The sequence below is a fragment of the Halorubrum laminariae genome (assembly GCF_024494655.1).
Lineage (GTDB): Archaea > Halobacteriota > Halobacteria > Halobacteriales > Haloferacaceae > Halorubrum > Halorubrum laminariae.
This window is the reverse complement of record NZ_JANHDL010000009.1, coordinates 56,294-76,665: the sequence shown is the minus strand read 5'-3', so window position 1 is coordinate 76,665 and position 20,372 is coordinate 56,294. Positions and strand designations below refer to the sequence as shown.

Genomic DNA, 20,372 nt, shown 5'->3' with positions numbered 1-20,372 from the left:
CGAATGGAAGGGCTTTTAATCGGGGGAAGGGTACGAGGAGATGCGAAAACACCCGCGAGCGTGGGTAGCCAAGCCAGGCCAACGGCGCAGCGTTGAGGGCGCTGTCCTGTAGAGGTCCGCCGGTTCAAATCCGGTCCCACGCATCGCTACGGGGCACACCCCCGCGATGCACGGTGTTGTCTCTACGACAGCACCCACGCACAATTCCTTTCGACCGCTACGCGCTGAGTTGATTCTTTGTAGTGGGCTGAGAAGATGAGCGGTTTCTCAGCCCAACCACCCACGATAAATGGTCGGTAGCGGATCGTCGGTAAACGCTGCCAAACCCCAAGCCGCGAGGCGTTCCGCGCCTCTGACCGCTGGCGGTGAATCCGCCGTCGACTGCTCCTTTGAGTCCAACCTGTACAGCACCGTAACCGCGCCTCACACCTCCCAGCCTCACACCTCCCCAGCCTCACACCTCCCCAGCCTCACACCTCCCCAACCTCACACCTCCCCAGCCTCGCGCCTCACGGCTCGCGGCTTTGCCGCTCGCGTTCACCGCGTCCCTCGCGGGCGGTTCGCGCCGCAGTGCGGCGCTCACCGGCGCGCCACCGTAGGATTGTTTATAAGCAGTCGCCGCTGTTGCCGATCCGACGCCTGTTTCCACGACCAATCACCGCTCACCCGAACTGCCACCCTTTTAGTCGCGCGCCGTCGGAGTGTAGCGTAATGAGTACGGATGCGACACCCGAGTACGACCACGAGGAGCTGGGGCTCGTCGCCGGCTTAGAGATCCATCAGCAGCTCGACACGGCGACGAAGCTGTTCTGTGACTCCCCGACGACCGAGCGCGACCCGGCGGAGTCCGATCGGGAGATAATCCGGCGGCTCCACCCGACGAAGAGCGAACTGGGCGAACTCGACGACGCCGCGATGGAGGAGAGCCGCGTCGACCGGGAATTCACCTACCTCGCGTACGACACCACTTGCCTCGTCGAAGAGGACGACGAACCCCCCCGGCGCGTCGACGATGAGGCGCTCTCCGTGGCGCTGCAGATCGCCGACCTGCTCGACGTGAGCGTCGTCGATCAGGCCCATGTGATGCGGAAACTCGTCATCGACGGGTCGAACACCTCCGGCTTCCAGCGGTCGATCCTGCTCGGCCAGCGCGGCGAGATCGAGACGAGCGAGGGGACCGTCTCCATCGAGGACCTCATGCTGGAAGAGGAGTCTGCGAAACGGGTCGAGGAGACCGACGACGGCGTCGAGTATTCGCTCGATCGGCTCGGCGTCCCCCTCGTTGAGATTGGCACGGCCCCGGACATCCGGAGCCCCGAAGGTGCCCGCGAGGCCGCCGAACGCATCGGCATGTTGTTGCGCTCGACGGGCGCGGTCAAGCGCGGGCTCGGTACGATCCGACAGGATGTGAACGTCTCCATCGCCGAGGGCGCACGTGTCGAGGTGAAAGGCGTTCAGGATCTGCAGGGGATCGAAGACATCGTCCGCGGCGAGGTGGAGCGACAGGCGGAACTGCTCGCGATCCGCGACGAGCTCCGCGAGCGCGACGCGAGCGTGGGCGAGACCAGAGCGGTGACGGATGTCTTCACGGACACCGACTCGGGCGTGATCCGTGGTGCGCTCAATTCGGGTGGCAAAGTCACTGCAGTCCCCCTGTTCGGCTTCGACGGGCTCGTCGGCCACGAGATCCAGTCGGACCGCCGGCTCGGAACCGAACTCTCGGACCACGCGAAGCGGCACGGCGCGGGCGGGGTCTTCCATACCGACGAACTTCCGGCGTACGGCGTCACTGACGGGGAGGTCGCGGCGCTGCGCGAGGCCGTGGGCGCGGGCGAGACGGACGCGGTCGCTATCGTCGCGACCGATCCCGAGACCGCAGACCTAGCAATCGAGGCGGCGGCCGACCGCGCCGAGACCGCGATCGAGGGCGTTCCAGAGGAGACACGCGGCGCGAACGACGACGGGACGACGCGGTACCTCAGACCGCTGCCCGGAGCCGCGCGGATGTACCCCGAAACGGACGTGCCCCCCGTCGAGCCCGACCCGACCGAGGTCGACAGTCCTGAACTCCTCGACGAGAAAGCGGACAGATACGTCGAGGAGTTCGATCTCGACGCGGGGCTCGCAGAGCAGGTCGCGTTCGGACAGCGCTTCCCGTTGTTCGAGACGGCGGTCGATCGCGGCGTCGATCCCACCTTCGCGGCGTCGACGCTTGAATCGACGACGACGGAGATCAGACGCGACGGCGCGCCGGTCGAGAATCTCGCCGACGAGCACTTCCTCGAACTCTTCGACCTCGTCGACGACGGCGACCTCGCGAAGGAGGGCGTCCCGGAGGTGCTTTCGACGCTCGCCGAGGACCCCGAACTGTCGGCCGCCGAGGCCGTCGAGGCGGCCGGGCTCTCGGGCGTCAGCGAAGCCGAGGTTCGCGAGGCGGTCGTCGAGGTCGTCGAGCGCAACGCCGACCAGATCGACGAGGAGGGCATGGCCGCGTTCTCGGGGCTGATGGGCGAAGCCATGGGCGCGCTCCGCGGGAAGGCGGACGGCGAAGTGGTCTCGGACGTGCTCCGCGAGGAGATCGGCAAGCGGTCGTAGCGGGCCGAGTCAGAAGAACAGCCACAACACGAGCACTACGTAGAGGATGAACAGCGCGATTATCGTCAGCCTGATCAGGATGTTGACGCTGAACACCAGCCCGTTGTAGTCGGTCTTGAGCAGCTTGAGCGGCTGGGTCTGTTGGCTGGCGAGTCCAACCGTCGCAGGGGCGACATCCTCGCTCGCGCGCTCGACGGCCGCGTCGAGCGCTTCGACGTTCGAACGGGTCATGTTCGCGAGTTCGTGGATGGAGGCGTGCGTGTCCGTCGAGAAGACGAGCACATCGTCGAACTCGGTTTCGTACTCGGCCGCCAGCGACCGCACGTCGGGGGTGATCCCGTTCGTGTCGATCCCCATCAGCAGGACCGACTCGCTGTCGACGCGCTCGACTATCGCCACCACGTCCTGCGTCGACTGGACGACCTCGAAGCCGGCGGCGTAGTCGTGAACCGGCTCCTCGGCGAGTCGATCGCGGAAGTCGTCGAAGTGCGCCTTCAGCCGGTCGGCCTCGGCGGAGCCGTACAGGATCTCCTTTTCAGGGCCGTCCTGCAGGTCGTGTTTGTGCAGGTCCATGAGAAGTACGTCGTCCTCGTCGACGCCGCACATGAACACGCCGGTGTCGTAGTCGTCGATCCCCTCACCGTGGAGATAGATAACCTGCTTGTCGCCGATCCGACGGCCGTAGAACTCGATCTCGCCGTAGTCCTCGTACACGAGCCGCGACGCCTGCGTGACGCCCGTCGGTTCGCTGACGGCGTCCAGTATCTTCGCTGCATCCTCTGGGTTGGAGAGGTCCTCTTTGTGCGTACACGGGACATGGACGAAGAAGCCGCTCTCGCCGTCCTCGCCATCGTTCAGCGCGTCGATCACGTTCCCGCTGAGCTGGCCGCCGCCGAACCCGCCGAGGGGTCCCGGGTGCACCCACGGCGCGACCAGCCGGAGCCGGTCGCCGTTGTCGATGACGAGCGTCTCGACCGCGGGCCGGGCCTCGACGCCGAGGTCGAGAGAGGCGCGGTCGTTCCGCAGGATTCCGGAGGTGAGCTCGAACGCCGACACGTCGGTGTTGCTCCGGATCAGGTAATCGACGACGAGCAGCACGAACACCAGGAAGGCCGCCGCGATGAGCAGCGACGCGAACGCGAAGACGTGTCGGTACGTCGAAAATCCCAGATCGCCGCCGCCGCCGACCGCGTAGAAGGCGGCGATGAGCGCAGCGGGCTCGGCCAGCGAGACGAGGAGGATCCGCTTATATCGGTCGATCCCCGTCGAAATGACGAGCACTAGGATGTTGAGTAAATACAGCGTGATGAAACACAACCAGATGATGCTCCACGCGTTCCCGATGTCGTTCGCGCCCGAGAGCACGAGCGCGTAGACGAACATGACGAACTGGCTCGTCAGCGCCAGAAAGTAGCTCCACGTCCGCGGGTACTGCGACAGCGTCCGAGGGAACAGTTCGGCGGCGAGCGCGAACGGAAGCAAAAACAGGAGCACCACGACTGGAAGCACGCTCGCGGGCGCGAGATCGAGCGGCGTGAACGCCGAGACGGCGGCGAACGCGACTGCGCCGTACACAAGACTGAGGCCCGCGAGCGCCGGAATCTGCACCGACAGCGACGGAACGCTGAACACCAGCCGCTGGAAGACGTCGACGTTGTCCGCCCCCATCTACGTCACCCCGTAGATAGCTTCGAGGTCATCTATCGTCCGATCGATGGAGAACGGCTCGACCGCCTCGCGCGTCGGGCGGTCGTGGTCGAGGCAGTCTGTCACCGCACGCTCCATGTCGTCGATGTCGCCGTGAGCGAAGCGAGCACCGTTGTCGCGACCGATCGTCTCGTCGAACGGTGACACGTCCGCGGCCGCGACGGGGGTGCCGCACGCGTTCGCTTCGAGCGTCGAGAGGCCGAGGGTGTCACAGGTCGAGGCCGTGACGAACACGTCGAGCGCGGCGTAAAACGCCGGAAGATCCTCGCGCGGCAGGAAGTCGCGGATTCGAACGTTTTCGGGGGCCGCACGTTCGAGCGAGTCTCGAACCGGTCCCTCGCCGACGAGTTCGAACCGCAGGTCGGGCCGCCGCTCCGCGAGTCGGAGGATCTCGTCGACGTGTTTCTTGCGCGTCAGTCGACCGCTGTAGCCGATCACGGGATCGTCGGACTCGAACAGTGGTTCGGTCGGACGGAACGTGTCCATCTCGATGCCGACGGGGAGCTTTCGAGGCGTCACGTCGCGGCGGATCCGGTCGGTCGAGGCGGTCACGCAGTCGAACGAGCGAAGCAGGCGGTTCTCGTACGCGACGTACAGCCGCCCCGCGGCGGTCGCGAGGGCCTCCGACTTCAGCCCCTGCACGAAGTAGTCCTCGACCGGGGTGTGGTGCGTATACACCGACTTCACGCCGCGTTGCTTCGCGTACCGAGCGCCCATCAGCCCCGTTGCCGCCGGACCGTGACAGTGGACCACGTCGAGGTCGGGGAGCGTGGAGAGCCGCCGATAGATCGGTACGCGGTACTGTTTATAGAAGGGGTTCGGTAGCGACGGAACCGGTAGTTCGTTGTCGTCGGGCTCATGACTGCTCGCGGGGTAGACGACGTACACATCGTGGCCGCGGTCCTGAAGCCGATCGCGCCACGCGCTGATCGTGTAGGTGACGCCGTCGATACCGGGGAAGTAGCTGTCGGTGAAGAATCCAATATTCATGCGAAGATCCGTCTGCGACAGTCGGTCCGCTGGAGGCGTCTTTCTGCGGGTACTGTGGCGGCCACACGCGCCGCTCGGCGGAGAACGCGTCCGCTCTGAGGCGGAACGGGCCGGAGCTGGAACGAGGCGGCGAGGTGTGCGTCGACAGACACGGCTTCTCGGTGAGCGATTCCCCTCCGAACCGCATCAAGATTTTCATTCACCGACGACCCGCCGGCGGACGATACTGCCGCCCGTCACGTATTCTCGACGGCCACCACGCCCGCACCCTTATCAGTCGTCGCGCGAATCCCGACGCATGATCACGACTGACCGGATGGCGGCGGTCGACGCCAACGCGGCCGCCCTCGGCATTCCAAGAAAACAGCTCATGGAGTCATCGGGCAACGCCGTCGCCCGCGCGGTGCGGACCGTCGCAGAGCCCGGCGCGACCGTCGCGCTGTGCTGCGGCCGCGGCAACAACGGAGGCGACGCGTTCGTCGCGGCCCGGTTCCTCTCAGCGTACGACGTGGGCGTCACGCTGCTCGGCCGACCGGAGTCGATCCGGACCGACATCGCGCGGGAGAACTGGGACGCGCTCGCCGAAGCCGAACTCCCGACGAAGACGGTGACCGACTCGGCCGACCTGTCGCTCGGCGATCCGGACGTGGTCGTCGATGCGATGCTCGGATCGGGCGCGACGGGACGCCTCCGCGAACCGGAGCGGAGCGCGGCGCGAGCGATCAACGCGAACGACGCGACGGTCGTCTCCGTCGACGTGCCGTCCGGAATCGACGCGGACACGGGCGATCCCACCGGAGCGCCCGACGGCAACTCGATCGGCGGGGCCGATGACCTGACCGGGGCGGCCACCGCCGACTCGACCGGAGCCAGCGGTGACGCACCCATCGCCGTCGAGGCCGACCGCGTCGTCACCTTCCACGACGCGAAACCCGGCCTCGACGCGCTCGACGCGACCGTGACCGTCGCGGACATCGGGATACCCCGGGCGGCGGAGCGGTTTACCGGTCCCGGCGACCTGCTCGGGATCAGCCGCGATCCGAACTCGCACAAGGGCGACAACGGCGAGGTGCTCGTCGTGGGCGGCGGCCCCTACACGGGCGCGCCGTCCCTCACCGCCCGGGCGGCGCTCCGGGCGGGTGCCGACCTCGTCAGCGTCGCCTGTCCCGAGACTGTTGCCCGGGAGATTCAGGGCTTCTCGGCCGACCTGATCGTGCGCGACCTGCCGGGCGACCGTCTCGGGCCGAACCACCTCGATCGCGTTCGGGATCTGGCCGCCGGCACCGACGCCGTCGTGCTCGGCCCGGGACTGGGAGACAGCGACGGGACCGCCGACTTCGTCCGGGCGTTCCTCGCCGCGTACGACGGCCGCGCGGTTGTCGACGCCGACGCGCTCCGGGTCGTTCCCGAGATCGATACGGACGCCGACCTGATCTGTACGCCCCACCAAGGCGAACTCGTCGCGATGGGCGGCGAGACCGCGGACGACCCCGACGAGCGGGGCGAACTGGTCCGGTCGTTCGCGGGCGAACTCGGTCACACGCTGCTCGTGAAGGGCGCGTACGATGTGGTGACCGACGGCGACGACCTCCGACTGAACCGGACCGGCAATCCGGGGATGACCGTCGGCGGGACGGGAGACGTGCTCGCCGGCGCGGTCGGCGCGCTGGCGGCTCAGACCGACGCGTTCCGAGGCGCGGTCGCGGGCGCGTACGTCACCGGAACCGCCGGGGACCTCGTCGCCGACGAGCGGGGGTACGGGCTCGTGGCGACGGACGTGATCGACCGGCTTCCGGAGGCGATGCGCGATGCCTGAGGACAGCGAGGAGACGGAGACCGCAGACGAGTTGACGCACACGACCGAGTCCGGCGAAGTCAGGATGGTCGACGTGGGCGCGAAACCAGACACGAACCGGCGCGCGGTCGCCCGCGGCGAGATCCGGCTGACCCCCTCGACCGTCGCGGCCGTGGAGGCGGACGAGGTCGGGAAGGGTGACGTGCTCGCGACCGCCCGAGTCGGCGCGGTGCAGGCGGTCAAACACACGTGGGAGACGATCCCGATGTGCCACCAGATCCCGATCACGAACGTCGACACCGACTTCGCCGTCAACGACGACCGGATCGAGCTGGCCGTCGCCGTCGAGACGACGGGAAAGACGGGCTGTGAGATGGAGGCGTTAGAAGGGGTCACTACGGGACTCAACGTCGTCTGGGATATGGTGAAAGCGGCGGAGAAGGACGCCGACGGACAGTATACGGCCACTCGGATCGCGGACGTGGAAGTTGTCGACAAGGTGAAGCGAGCCGTCGACGAGTGACGCGACCCGTTCGAACTATCGATGAGTGACGCGGAAGCGGACGGAAGAATGACCGCGACGAACGGGATGACCACGACGAACGGGATGACCACGACGGAAACGTTCAATTCGACGGCCGATCAACGTTGAGGTATCGGGATGAAATACGTGCACACTCACACGCCCGGATCCGCGCCGCGTGGATCCGCTTCGCCCGACTCGCGAACCGAGGTGACGGTCGCCCGTCCCTGAGGTCGTCGGCGTGGACATCAGCGGCCGCCACGAGGAGGACGGCGAGTACCTGATGGTGGCGGCCGCGGTTCACGCGGTGATCGATTCGACCCGGATCCGATCCGTCGAGGGCATGGGGTTCGCGGCCGTCCGCGAGGGCCCGACGCTCGACGCGACGGTCGCGCTCACCGCTGAGGCCGTCGGCGATCTCCCGGAACCGCCGGACGGCCCCGTCGTCGCCGAGGGCGGCGAGTTCTACGAGGAGCCGGCCGAGCGGATCGGACTGAGCTTCCGACCCGAGTTTAAATACGTCGAGAGCATAGGCGAACGCGAAACCGTGCAGGCAGCACATCATGCCGCGTACGCCGCTCGCGACCTCCTGTTATGACCGGGAACGCCGAGGGGACGAACGGCGGGGAAGAACGCGCCGAGACCGAGGTCGCATCGAACGATCGCCGCGCGGTCGTCGCGAAACGCGTCGACGACGGCGACGCGGACCTGACGGAGATCAGTCAGCTCGCCGCTGCCGCCGGCTACGAGGTCGTCGACGAACTCACACAGACCCGCACCGAAGACGCCGCGTTCATGTTCGGCGAGGGGAAGGTCGCGGAGCTACGCGACCGAGTCTGCCGCGCCGACGCCGACGCGGTGATTCTCGACAACGACGTGGGACCGTACCAGACGTTCAACATCGGGGGGAAGCTCCCGGAGGGCGTCGAGGTGATCGACCGGTTCACGCTCATCCTCGAGATCTTCGGCCAGCGCGCGAACACGCGGAAGGCCCAGCTACAGGTCGAACTCGCGGAGTTGCGATACGAACTGCCGCGCGCGGAGGCGAAAGCGAGCCTCGCGAAGCGCGACGAGCGGCCGGGATTCATGGGGCTGGGCGAGTACGACGAGAGCGTCGAACGCGACATCAAACGGCAGATCTCCGAGATCCGCGACGAGCTTGACTCGATCGCGGACAAAGAGCAGGCGCGCCGCGAGCAGCGCCGCGACTCCGGGTTCGATCTGGTCGCGCTCGCCGGCTACACCAACGCCGGCAAGTCCACGCTGATGCGGCGGCTCGCGGCCGAGATGGACGTGGACGAGAACGCCGACCGACACCCCGACCTCGACACGACCGCGGAGTCACAGGACATGCTCTTCACCACCCTCGGCACCACGACGCGTCGCGCCGAGATGGAGAAGCGCGACGTACTCTTAACCGACACGGTCGGGTTCATCGCCGACCTCCCGCACTGGCTCGTCGAGTCGTTCGAGTCGACCCTTGATTCGGTGTACCGCGCGGACCTCGTCCTCCTCGTCGTGGACGCGAGCGAGTCCGTCGAGGCGATGCGCGAGAAGCTCGTCACCAGCCACGACACGCTGTACGAGCGCAACGAGGCACCGATCGTCACCGTGTTCAACAAAGTCGATCGGCTCGCGCCCGGCGAACTCGCGGACAAGCGCGCCGCGCTCTCCGGCGTGGCACCCGACCCGGTCGCCGTCTCGGCAAAGACGGGGGCCGGCGTCGCGGAGCTGCGTGATCGCGTCGAATCGGAACTCCCGGAGTGGGAGCGCGAGCGGCTCGTGCTCCCCGTCTCGGACGACGCGATGAGCCTTGTCTCGTGGATCCACGACCACGGGCACGTCGCCGACGAGACGTACGCGAGCGACCAAGTCACGGTTGACTTCGAAGCGAAGCCGTCGATCGTGGCGCGAGCGCGCTCGAAAGCGGCCGGGCTCGCCTCGGCCGAGTCGGCCTGAGTCCTGCGCTCTCGGGAGGGAACCTCTGTGTGTCGGGGTCAAATCGGTTGCGAGCGAGGACCGATCGTTTCTCAGCGGTCGGGGGTTCGGACAAAGTATACATGGCTTCGATTGCGAATAAATATCATGGATGACGCCGGAATGGACGGCCGGCACTCGATCGGGGACGACAGCGCGGTCGTGAGCGGCGACGACGCCATCGATCCGCCGGAGTCGTTCCGCGATCGGGCGGTCGCGAGTGACGCCGGGGTGTACGAGACGTTCGAGCGCGAGGGACCGGAGGCGTGGCGCAGGGCTGCCGACCTCCTCGACTGGGAGCGACCGTACGAGACCGTCCTCGACGACGACGACCCGCCGTTTTACGAGTGGTTCCCGGAGGGGAGACTCAACGCCGCCGCGAACTGCGTCGACCGGCACCTCGACCACCGTCGGAACCAGCTCGCGATCCGGTGGTTCGGCAAGCGCGGCGAGCGCCGGTCGTACACGTACCTCGACCTGCATCGCGAGATGAACGCGCTCGCGGCCGGACTCCGAGACCTTGGAGTCGGCGAGGACGACGTGGTGACACTGTATCTCCCGATGATACCGGAGTTGCCGATCGCGATGCTGGCGTGCGCCCGCATCGGCGCGCCCCACAATGTCGTCTTTGCGGGGCTCTCAGCGGAGGCGCTTGCGACGCGGATCGACGCCGCCGATTCGGAGTATTTGATCACCTGCGACGGCTACTATCGCCGCGAGGACGCGTTCAACCAGAAGTCGAAGGCCGACAACGCCCGTCTCCGGATCGACGGCGACCTCCGGCAGACGGTCGTCGTCGACCGCCTCGGCGACGCCCTCGACGTGTCGCTCGGCGACGACGAACACGCCTACGAGTCGGTGGTCGACGCGCACGACGGCGAGACGGTCGAGCCGGTCGCCCGCGACGCGACGGATCTCCTGTTCGTGATGTACACGTCGGGGACGACCGGCCAGCCGAAGGGCGTCGAGCACGCGACGGGCGGCTATCTCTCGCAGGTCGCGTGGACCACGCGCAACGTCCTCGACGTTCGCCCGGACGACACCTACTGGTGTGCCGCCGACATCGGGTGGATCACAGGCCACTCGTACGGCGTGTACGGGCCCCTCGCGCTCGGGACGACGACGGTGCTCTACGAGGGCTCGCCCGACTATCCCGACCGCGACCGCGTCTGGGACCTGATCGAGCGCAACGCGGTGAGTGTCTTCTACACCTCCCCGACCGCGATTCGCTCGTTCATGAAGTGGGGGTCGGAGTACCCGGACGCCCACGACCTCTCGTCCATCCGCCTTCTGGGAACGGTCGGGGAGTCGATCACACCGAAGGCGTGGCGGTGGTATCGCGAGCACGTCGGCGGCGACGACGTGCCGGTCGTCGACACGTGGTGGCAGACCGAGACAGGAGCTATCGCGCTCGCGACGCTCCCCGGTATCTCGCCGATGAAGCCGGGGACGGTCGGGCCGCCGCTCCCCGGGATCGACGCCCGCGTCGTTGACGAGGACGGCGATCCGGTCGATCCCGGCGAGCCCGGCTACCTCACGATCGCCGCGCCGTGGCCCGGAATGCTGCGCGGCCTCCGCGAGGGCGACGAGCGCTACCGCCGCGAGTACTGGCTGGAGGGCGACGACGGCTGGCGGTACCGCACCGGCGACGGCGCGACGGTCGACGAGGACGGCTACATTACGATCCTCGGCCGCGTCGACGACGTGATCAACGTCCGCGCGCACCGCTTCAACACCGCCGAACTGGAGTCGGCGATAGTCGAGACTGACGGCGTGACTGAGGCGGCGGTTGTCGGCGACAACGACGGCCAGATCGTGGCGTACGTCACGACACGAAGCGGCGTCGACACCGATGACCCGCTCCGCGAGGCGATATCCGAACGGCTCGCACGGTCTGTCGGCGACGTGGCTCGCCCGGACCGGATCGTCTTCACGCCGGAGTTACCGAAGACGCGCTCGGGGAAGATCATGCGTCGGCTGTTAGAAGACATCGCCCGCGGCGAGGAGTTTGGCGACGTCAGCGCGCTCCGCAATCCGGAGGTCGTCGGCGAGATCGAGTCGACGGTTCGCGAGACGTAGTATGTGGTAACCTATTTTGGTTTCTATTTCAGAATTTGAAACGCTAAATAGTTTCATTACACGGCAGGCCGTATCGAGTCGGCATGGTTTCGCTCCTCTCGCGCACGGCGGTCCACGCCCGCAAGCGCGCTATCGCCAAGACGCTGTGTTATCGGGTGCTCATGGTTACGATAACCGTTCTCGTCGCGTGGGCGGTCGTCGGCGACGCCCGCGCGGCGATCAACATCGGCCTCGTGACCAACGTGGTGAAGACGGCAACCTACTACGGTTACGAACGGGTGTGGGACCACGTCTCGTGGGGTGTCGTCAGCAGTGGCTGATCTCCTCGAATGTGTTTCGTATTTTATATTGGAAACGAAATATAGAACTCGGACAAACGGTCGAAAGCAGCGCTCACACCTATCTGACGCTTCGCTCGTGATCGGATAGTCACGAATACCTCGCAGTGCTCGGTCTCTTCCTCCCTGTGACCGATCATTTTATTTCGGATTGCTTTGTTAATCCGAAACAGATGCCAGACGCGCTCGACACGGCGGCGTACGACGCGCTCGTGACCGCCGCGGAGACGTACCGCGCGGCGCTGACGATCCGGCTCGCGGGTGAAGCCGGACTCCGAGCCGACGAGATCGGACGCGTCACGTCGGGACACCTCCGCGAGGCGGCCATCGCGCCCGGCCACGACCTGCTCGCAGTCCCGTCTCCAGAGGAGGGAGCGACACCGAACGGGGCGGGCGGATCGCCCGACACTCCCCGGCTCGACCGAGAGACGGTCGTTCCAGCGTCGCTTGCCGCCGAGCTCCGGCGATACGCCGACATCGAGGAGATTGGTGAGGCCGAGCCGTTTGTGAGCGTGTCCGCGCGGCGCATCCAGATGATCGTGCGCGAGACGGCGGTGCGCGCGGCGGCACAGACCGACGGGACCGTCGACCCGGACGTGACGACGAGCGATCTCAGGCACACCTTCGCGCGCAGGCTCCTCGTCGATCGCGGCGTCGATCCGCACGCCGTTCGCGAGGCTGGCGGGTGGGAGACGACGGCGGCCCTCGACCCGTATCTTGATCCCCTCGACGGGCAGGCGATCGCCGAAGCCGTCGCCGGTTCGTCGCCTGACCGAGACGAGCGCGAGTACCGAATCGACACGGAGGAGACGGCGGACGCCGACCGAGCGGCACCGGCCGGGATCGGCGGATTTGAGGCGATCGCAGCCGGCGACGGCGACAGCGACGCTCGCCCCATCTCGGCGGTGCCGCGGCGGCTCGCGACGGCCGATCGATGGGCTGAGGCGTGGGTCGTTCGCGAGCCCACAGAGGGGAGTCGTGTCGATGTCGCGGCGAGCGCGGGCATCGCGCCGGCTGGGCTCCGCGAGCGGGGGATCGCCGACGGCGGGCCTTGGCAGGAGGCACTTGAGGGGACGGCGGCGATCACGGACGGACATCCGACGACGGCGGGGCGGCCCGCGGTCGCGGTTCCAGTCAGATACGAGGACGTGACACACGGCTCGCTGTGTGTCGTCGTCGACGGTGACCGACCGGTCGACGCGGCCGAGCGTCGGACGATCGAGGTCCTCGGTCGCTCACTCGGCTGGGCCGTGACCGCGAGGCGCTGGCGGGAACTGCTCCACTCCGACGCGGTGACCGAGGTGACGTTTCAGACGACGGACGACAACGCATTTCTCGTACGCGCGAGCGCCGCGCTCGACTGCCAGATCGAACTCTCCTCGACGGTCACCGTCACCGACGACGCCTCTCGGTTGTACCTCTCCGTAACTGGGGCCAGACCGCAGGGGATCGCGGACGTGGTTGACGGGCTGCCCGGCGTCTCCGACCTCCGGCTGATCGAGACCGACGAGGACAGCTGTTCGGTGTCGGTACAGGTAACGGGGGGATCGGCCGTGCAGACGCTCACCGATCACGGGGCTACGGTCCGCGACGCGATGGCCACGGACGGCCGGGTCCGAGTCATCGCCGACCTCCCGGAAGGGACGGACGTGCGTCCGGTTGCCGACGGGTTTCGGCGGGCGTTCACCGACGCACGACTCGTGAGCAAGGAGTCGGTCGCACGGTCGCCTCGCACCGAATCGTCCCTCCGTGAGGGCATCAAAGACCGGTTCACAGACCGGCAGTGGACCGCGCTGTCGGCCGCCTACCACGGCGGGTACTTTGACTGGCCGCGGGGGAGCACCGCCGAGGAAGTCGCCGATGCGATGGACGTCTCGTCACCGACGTTTCACAACCACCTCCGAAAGGCTCAACGCGCGCTCTTGGACGGGCTCTTCGAAGACGAGCGGCGGTTGGCGCGTTCCTGACCGGTAGAGAACGACGGAATACCCAAGAATATCACGATTTTTCGTATTTAGCGTGAGCGTTTATATGCTGCTGTCGGTTGAATAGAATCGTACCATGACAGAGGGTGACGGTCAACTGGAAGCGAGACTGGAAGAACAAGCGGTGTTCGAGCCGTCCGAGTCGTTCGTCGAGCAGGCGAATGTCTCGGACCCGGACATCTACGAGAAGTTCGAAGAGAACTGGCCGCAGTGTTGGGAGGCTGCAGCGGGGCTGCTCGACTGGGAGTCCGACTACGACCAGGTGCTCGACGACAGCAACCCGCCCTTCTACGAGTGGTTCACGGGCGGTGAACTGAACGCGTCGGCGAACTGCCTCGACCGGCATCTCGACAAGCGCGGCGACGAGGCCGCGATCGAGTGGGTTGGCGAGCCCGTCGACGAGGACGACCGCACGTACACGTATTCGGAGCTCCACCGCGAGGTAAACGAGTTCGCGGCCGCGCTGCGCGAGCAGGGCGTAGAGGAGGACGACGTGGTGACGATGTACATGCCGATGATCCCCGAGCTGCCGATCGCGATGCTCGCGTGCGCTCGGATCGGCGCGCCACACAGCGTCGTCTTCGCCGGGTTCTCGGCCGACGCGCTCGCCACGCGGATGAACTCCGCCGACTCCGAGTACCTCGTCACCTGTGATGGCTACTACCGCCGCGGCGACCCCCTCGATCACCTCGACAAGGCCAACGAGGGGCTCTCGGACGTCGAGCACGGCACCACGACCGTCGTTGTCGATCGCCTCGGGCCGAACGGCGACGACTTCGGTCACGACCTCGGCGACGACCAAATCGACTACGGCGACCTCGTCGACGCCCACGCGGGCGCGGAGGTAGAGCCGGTCACGCGGGACGCGGAGGACATGCTCTTCTTGATGTACACCTCGGGAACCACGGGCAAACCGAAGGGCGTGAAACACACGACCGGCGGGTACCTGTCGTGGGTGTCGTGGACCTCGCAGTCGGTCCTCGACATCAAGCCCGAGGACACGTACTTCTGCTCGGCCGACATCGGCTGGATCACGGGCCACTCGTACATCGTCTACGGGCCGCTCTCGCTCGGAACGACGACGATGATGTACGAGGGGACGCCGGATCACCCGGAGCGCGACCGCCTCTGGGAGATCGTCGAGGAGTACGAGGCGACCCAACTGTACACCGCGCCGACAGCTATCCGTGCGTTCATGAAGTGGGGCGAGAAGTTCCCCGACCGCCACGACCTGTCGAGCCTGCGACTGCTCGGAACGGTCGGTGAGCCGATCAATCCGCGCGCTTGGAAGTGGTACTACAAGCACATCGGCGACGAGGAGTGCCCCGTCGTCGACACGTGGTGGCAGACGGAGACTGGCGGGATGATGGTAACGACGCTCCCCGGCATCAAAGACATGAAGCCGGGAGCGGCCGGACCGCCGCTGCCGGGACTCGACGTCCAGATCCTCGACACGCTCGGCGACGAGGTAGAGCCGGGCAAAGCCGGCTATCTCACGGTACAGAAGCCATGGCCGGGAATGCTCCGGACGCTGTACAACAACGACGAGCGGTACATCGAGGAGTACTGGGCGGAGTACTCTGACACCGACAGCGACGACCCCGACGACTGGGTGTACTTCCCCGAAGACGGCGCGAAGATCGACGACGACGGCTACATCACCGTGTTGGGCCGCGTCGACGACGTGCTCAACGTCTCCGGCCATCGGCTCGGTACGATGGAGATCGAGTCGGCCATCGTCGGCGTCGAGGGCGTCGCCGAGGCGGCAGTCGTCGGCGGCGACCACGACATCAAAGGCGAGGCCGTGTACGCGTACGTGACGACCGAGGACGGCTATGAGGGTACAGACGAGCTTCGCGACGCGATCGTCGCCGCCGTCGAAGACGCCATCGGGCCGATCGCTCGCCCCGAGCAGGTCGTGTTCACACCCGATCTCCCGAAGACCCGCTCCGGGAAGATCATGCGCCGCCTGCTGGAGAACATCGCCGACGGGAAAGAGCTGGGTAACACCAGCACGCTGCGGAACCCCGAAATCGTCGAGGAGATTCAGCAGAAGGCAGAAGAGTAGCGCCCGCGGCTCCGTTTTCGACTTTCCAATCGAAACGAGACGACGGCACGGAACCAAACCATCACGAAAAACGAATACAGATCGACCACGACACAACACACCACAACACATGACAGATAATAGCTCACACGAGACAGACGACGTAGCCACCGACGGGGGACGCGCAGCGGACGACGTGGCCACCGACGGGGGACGCGCAGCGGACGACGCGGCCACCGACGGGGGACGCGCAGCGGACGACGCGGCCACCGACGGCGGCGTCGCGACCGGCGCGGCACAGCAGCATCAACAGACCGACTACCTCAGCTCGGAGGTGAACATCCTCAGTCCGAGCACGCCGTACATGCGCAAGCATCTCAGGATCGTCTGGACCGGGTTCATCATCTGGGCGCTTGTCGTCTTCGGTCCGGTGACCGCGACGTACCTCGCACCGGGCGTGATGACACAGCAGATGCCGATCATCGGGTTCCCGCTTCACTACTTCCTCGTCGCGATCGGCGCGCCCGGCGGCGCGCTGATCCTCTCGGGCTGGTACGCGAAGCGGCGCGACGCGCTCGACGACGAGTTCGGAATCGACCACAACGTGGGGGGTGACACATGAGCGTCGCCGCGACGCTCCTCCAGAGCGAACTGCTCCCGGAGGGGCTCAACGTCTCGTTCAAGACGCTTCCGGCCATCCTCGTCATCGGAATGCTGCTGGTGTTCATCGCCATCGGCTTCATCTTCCGCGTCGCCGACGCGGAGAACATGTGGGTCGCCGGCCGCTCGATCGGTAACATCGAAAACGGGATGGCGATCGGCGCGAACTGGATGTCTGCGGCGTCGTACCTCGGTATGGCGGCGTCGATCGCGCTGTCTGGGTTCTACGGACTCGTGTTCGTCGTCGGCTGGACGACCGGGTACTTCATCCTGCTCATCTTCCTCGCGGCGCAGTTGCGCCGGTTCGGGAAGTACACGGCCGCCGACTTCGTCGGCGACCGATTCAACTCCGACACCGCCCGCGCGATCGGCGCGGTCACAACATTCCTCATCGGCTTCGTCTACGCGATCGGACAGGCCCGGGGGATGGCGCTCGTCGGGCTGTACATCTTCGGTGACCTCGGGTTCCTCGGACTGAGCGGCTACCAGGCGATGGTCGTGATCATGATGACTATCACCGTCGGCTACCTGACGCTCTCCGGAATGCTCGGCGCGACGAAGAACATGGTCGCGCAGTACGTGATCCTCATCGTGGCGTTCGTCGCCGGCCTGTACGCGGTCGGACTTACGAACGGCTACTCGACGGTGCTCCCGCAGATCGAGTACGGCATGCTCATCAGCACACTCAGTTCCGAGTTCTCGGAGCCGTTCGCGAACTCCAGCTTCTATCTCTGGATCGCTACGACGTTCTCGCTCATCGTGGGGACCTGCGGGCTCCCACACGTGCTGGTGCGCTTCTACACGGTCGAAAACGAGCGGACCGCCCGCTGGTCGACCGTGTGGGGGCTCGGATTCATCTGTATCCTCTACCTGAGCGCGCCGGCGTTCGCGGCGTTCGGAACCGATCTCTACGGAGAGAACATCGGTGCCGTGTACGGTGACCCCGGCATGACGAGCTCTGCCGCCGACGTGATCGTCGTGTTGGCCGCTCAGTTGTCGAACCTCCCACCGTCGTTCGTCGGGTTCGTCGCCGCCGGTGGTATCGCAGCGGCGATCGCGACGACCGCCGGGCTGTTCATCGCGGGCTCCTCGGCGATCTCACACGACATCTACACCACGATCATCAACCCCGACGCGACCCAGCGCCAGCAGGTGCTTGTCGGTCGTCTGAGCATCGTCCTGCTCGGCGTCATCACGACGCTGGCCGCGCTCGACCCCGCGGCTCCGATCGCCGCGCTCGTGTCGTACGCGTTCTCGCTCGCGGGAGCCGTGCTGTTCCCGATGTTCTTCCTTGGCATGTGGTGGGAGAACACCAACCGTGAGGGCGCGCTCGCCGGCATGACGACCGGCCTCGCCATCTGGGGCGTCTCGATGGTCAACGAGGTCGTTCCCGGCTACGTGGGCGGCCTCGAAGCGCCACTCAACGCGACGCTCGCGACGTGGCTGCCCGCCATCGGCTCCGCGCTCGTCGCTGTGCCGATTGTCTTCGCCGTCACTATCGTCGTCTCGATGGCCACCGACGAGCCACCGATGGAGACGAAGCGGATCGTCAGACAGTGTCACAGCCCCGAGCCGATGGGGCAACAGCAGACCGCAGAGGATGTCGTCGCCGACGGCGGCGAAGAGGTGGCGACGGACGGCGGCCGCGCAGCTGACGACGCGGCGACGGACGGCGGCCGCGCAGCTGACGACGCGACTACCACCGACGCGACGGAGGAGTAATTCATGTACGAACGCATCCTGATCCCGACGGACGGAAGCGACGTTGCCGAGGCCGCGGTCGACCATGCGCTCGACCTCGCTGAGAAGTACGACGCCGAGGTCCACGCGCTGTACGTGGTCGACATCGACTCGGTCAACCTCAGCCTCGGCACCGAACAGGTCGACCGGTTGCGCCAAGGTCGGTTCGGTGAGATGGAGGAGCTGAAAGAACGGGCTGACGAGGCGACCGGTGCCGTCGCCGATCGCGGCGAGGAGCGCGGTGTCGAGGTCGTCGAGCACATATCGGGCGGCCGCCCGCACAAGCTTATCGGCGAGTACGCCGAGGACCACGAAATCGATCTGATCGTGATGGGAAGCCACGGCCGTGCCGGCGTTCGGCGCGCGCTCCTCGGCAGCGTCACCGAGCGTACGCTACGCTCGACGCACGTCCCCGTCCTCGTCGTCGACTACCTCAACGAGGACTGAAAGCGCCTCGGACGAGCCGGGAACCGGGACAGGTTTCGATTCTCGGTGTCGTTCGTTTTCGATTCGGTTTCGCAACATCGACGTACACTGATCCCCACAACCACACATGACCGACACGGACTCACCCGACGACGCGGAAACGAGCCAGAGCTTTGCCGACCGCCTGCGATCGCAGATCCGCGAGAACCGGACCGGCATGGTCGGCGATCTGGTGTTCGCCGTCGTGTGGGTGACGTTCGCGTCGCTGCTGTACGACTTCGTGTTCCCGACGGCACCGCAGTGGGTCCTGTACATGTTCATGCTGGCCGGAATCCCGGCGTACTTCGGATTCTTCATCTCGGTGGAGATGGCGAAACAGAGCCAGTGAATCGGCGGTCCGACACGTTCGGTACAGCCGCGACGCCCGAACAGTGGCGATAGGAATCGACGGCAGGCTTTTGTCGTCTCGGAGAGAACGGTATTGTATGAAGTCCCGAATCAAAAGCGCGGTGTCGAGAGCGAAGTGTGCGGCGATCGGTGCGGCAGTGGGTGCCGCGCTCGGCGGACTAGTGAGTCGAAACGCGGCGAGTACCGGCGGGGCGCTCGGCGGTCTCGCAGGTGCGACGCTGGCGGATGTTCGGTCCGATCCCGACGGACTGTTCGCCGCGCTTCGCTCTGACGCGTCGGAAGAGTCCGACGCCGACGCAGACGCGACGACAGAGTAGACCGCGACCGCCGCCGCTGGACGCTGACACGCGTGGTGGTACCGTGTGACGGGCATGAAATTCGCCTGTGTCGGCAGGTGCGTCGGTCAGCGGGTCTCGGAGTCGGTTCGCGTCTCCGAGTTCTCCGTCCCCTCCGCTTCTTTCGCCTCGTCTGCGTCGCCGCTGTCGTCTTCGCGCCCGCGACCAGCGAGACCGACGAGGTGACCAACTTCGGGGAGGAGTATCTCGTCGACGCCGAGCCTGACCGCGTTCTCGGAGCCGGGGAGACAGAACACCGGTGTCCCCGCCGTGATGCCCGCGGTCGCTCGCGACCCGATCGTCCGTGTGCCGACCTCCTCGTACGAGAGTCGCCGGAACAGTTCACCGAACCCGGAGAGCGTCTTCGCGAAGAGCGGCCTGACTGCCTCTGGCGTCACGTCATCGGGGGTGACGCCGGTTCCGCCGGTGGTGACGACCACGTCTGTGTCTTTGCGGCGAGCGACACGATCGACGGTTCCCTGCACGCTGTCGTATTCATCGGGAACGAGTTCGCGAACGGCGACCTCGTGTCCGGCCTCCTCGAACACTCCTGCGATGTACTCCCCCGACGTGTCACCGGAATCAAGCGAGCGAGACGAGGAAACGGTCACCACGGCGACTGAGACGGTTTCGGCGTCGTGGTTGTGGTGGTCATGGTCGTCGTGACCAGTGTGATGATCTTGGTCGTCGTGGTGGTCGCGATGGCTGTCGTGACCAGTGTGGTGATTCTGCTCGTCGCGGTCAGGGGAGTCGCCGTCGCTCATGAC

17 protein-coding genes and 1 tRNA gene are annotated in these 20,372 nt (G+C 66.4%); 15 read left to right on the top strand and 3 right to left on the bottom strand.

Annotation, left to right across the window (positions count from 1 at the left end):
• The first annotated feature begins 58 nt into the window (after positions 1–58).
• Together NO887_RS13915 and gatE are read left to right on the top strand one after the other, a co-directional pair.
• Positions 59–143 (top strand) — tRNA-Leu (locus NO887_RS13915).
• A 568-nt stretch (positions 144–711) separates the two neighbouring features.
• Positions 712–2,595: a Glu-tRNA(Gln) amidotransferase subunit GatE gene (gene gatE / locus NO887_RS13910; protein ID WP_256418865.1), complete on the top strand. Its 1,884-nt coding sequence runs from the start codon at positions 712–714 to the stop codon at positions 2,593–2,595.
• Between the two features lie 9 nt (positions 2,596–2,604).
• Here the strand turns inward: gatE and NO887_RS13905 are convergent, their stop codons facing one another.
• On the bottom strand, positions 2,605–4,263 hold the full coding sequence (locus NO887_RS13905; protein ID WP_256418864.1) for a DUF2070 family protein: 1,659 nt from the start codon (positions 4,261–4,263) through the stop codon (positions 2,605–2,607).
• The gene (locus NO887_RS13900; protein ID WP_256418863.1) at positions 4,264–5,292 is read right to left on the bottom strand and encodes a glycosyltransferase; all 1,029 of its coding nucleotides are present in this window, start codon (positions 5,290–5,292) and stop codon (positions 4,264–4,266) included.
• A gap of 298 nt (positions 5,293–5,590) precedes the next feature.
• Between NO887_RS13900 and NO887_RS13895 the strand changes: the two genes are divergently transcribed.
• From NO887_RS13895 to NO887_RS13835, 13 genes are all read left to right on the top strand, one after another.
• Positions 5,591–7,108, top strand: a complete 1,518-nt coding sequence (locus NO887_RS13895; protein ID WP_256418862.1) for an NAD(P)H-hydrate dehydratase — start codon at positions 5,591–5,593, stop codon at positions 7,106–7,108.
• Entirely contained in the window at positions 7,101–7,610 is a 510-nt protein-coding gene (gene moaC / locus NO887_RS13890) for a cyclic pyranopterin monophosphate synthase MoaC (protein ID WP_256418861.1), read from the top strand. Before NO887_RS13895 ends, moaC begins: the two co-directional genes overlap by 8 nt.
• Positions 7,611–7,851: 241 nt before the next feature.
• On the top strand, positions 7,852–8,208 hold the full coding sequence (locus tag NO887_RS13885; protein WP_256418860.1) for a DUF2209 family protein: 357 nt from the start codon (positions 7,852–7,854) through the stop codon (positions 8,206–8,208).
• Positions 8,205–9,569: a GTPase HflX gene (hflX, locus tag NO887_RS13880; RefSeq protein ID WP_256418859.1), complete on the top strand. Its 1,365-nt coding sequence runs from the start codon at positions 8,205–8,207 to the stop codon at positions 9,567–9,569. Before NO887_RS13885 ends, hflX begins: the two co-directional genes overlap by 4 nt.
• A gap of 126 nt (positions 9,570–9,695) precedes the next feature.
• Positions 9,696–11,666, top strand: a complete 1,971-nt coding sequence (gene acs / locus NO887_RS13875) for an acetate--CoA ligase (RefSeq protein ID WP_256418858.1) — start codon at positions 9,696–9,698, stop codon at positions 11,664–11,666.
• A gap of 83 nt (positions 11,667–11,749) precedes the next feature.
• On the top strand, positions 11,750–11,986 hold the full coding sequence (locus tag NO887_RS13870; RefSeq protein WP_256418857.1) for a DUF2061 domain-containing protein: 237 nt from the start codon (positions 11,750–11,752) through the stop codon (positions 11,984–11,986).
• Between the two features lie 191 nt (positions 11,987–12,177).
• Positions 12,178–13,971, top strand: coding sequence for a bacterio-opsin activator domain-containing protein (locus NO887_RS13865; RefSeq protein WP_256418856.1), 1,794 nt, complete (start codon positions 12,178–12,180; stop codon positions 13,969–13,971).
• Between the two features lie 94 nt (positions 13,972–14,065).
• Positions 14,066–16,057 carry an acetate--CoA ligase gene (acs, locus tag NO887_RS13860; protein ID WP_256418855.1) on the top strand — a complete coding sequence of 664 codons (1,992 nt, stop codon included), beginning with the start codon at positions 14,066–14,068 and terminating at the stop codon, positions 16,055–16,057.
• Positions 16,058–16,166: 109 nt separating this feature from the next.
• Complete coding sequence (locus tag NO887_RS13855; RefSeq protein WP_256418854.1) at positions 16,167–16,658, top strand: DUF4212 domain-containing protein; 492 nt, start codon at positions 16,167–16,169, stop codon at positions 16,656–16,658.
• On the top strand, positions 16,655–18,418 hold the full coding sequence (locus NO887_RS13850) for a sodium:solute symporter family transporter (RefSeq protein WP_256418853.1): 1,764 nt from the start codon (positions 16,655–16,657) through the stop codon (positions 18,416–18,418). The genes NO887_RS13855 and NO887_RS13850 overlap by 4 nt, the downstream gene beginning before the upstream one ends.
• A 3-nt stretch (positions 18,419–18,421) precedes the next feature.
• A complete protein-coding gene (locus tag NO887_RS13845) occupies positions 18,422–18,883 on the top strand; it encodes a universal stress protein (protein ID WP_256418852.1) in 462 nt (153 codons plus the stop codon).
• Between the two features lie 106 nt (positions 18,884–18,989).
• Positions 18,990–19,250 (top strand): DUF8119 family protein, encoded by a 261-nt coding sequence (locus tag NO887_RS13840; RefSeq protein ID WP_256418851.1) that lies wholly within the window; start codon positions 18,990–18,992, stop codon positions 19,248–19,250.
• A 97-nt stretch (positions 19,251–19,347) separates the two neighbouring features.
• Positions 19,348–19,587, top strand: coding sequence for a hypothetical protein (locus NO887_RS13835; RefSeq protein ID WP_256418850.1), 240 nt, complete (start codon positions 19,348–19,350; stop codon positions 19,585–19,587).
• 86 nt (positions 19,588–19,673) lie between these two features.
• On the opposite strand, the gene NO887_RS13830 is transcribed toward NO887_RS13835, so the two are convergent.
• A complete protein-coding gene (locus tag NO887_RS13830) occupies positions 19,674–20,369 on the bottom strand; it encodes a MogA/MoaB family molybdenum cofactor biosynthesis protein (protein ID WP_256418849.1) in 696 nt (231 codons plus the stop codon).
• Positions 20,370–20,372: the final 3 nt, after the last annotated feature.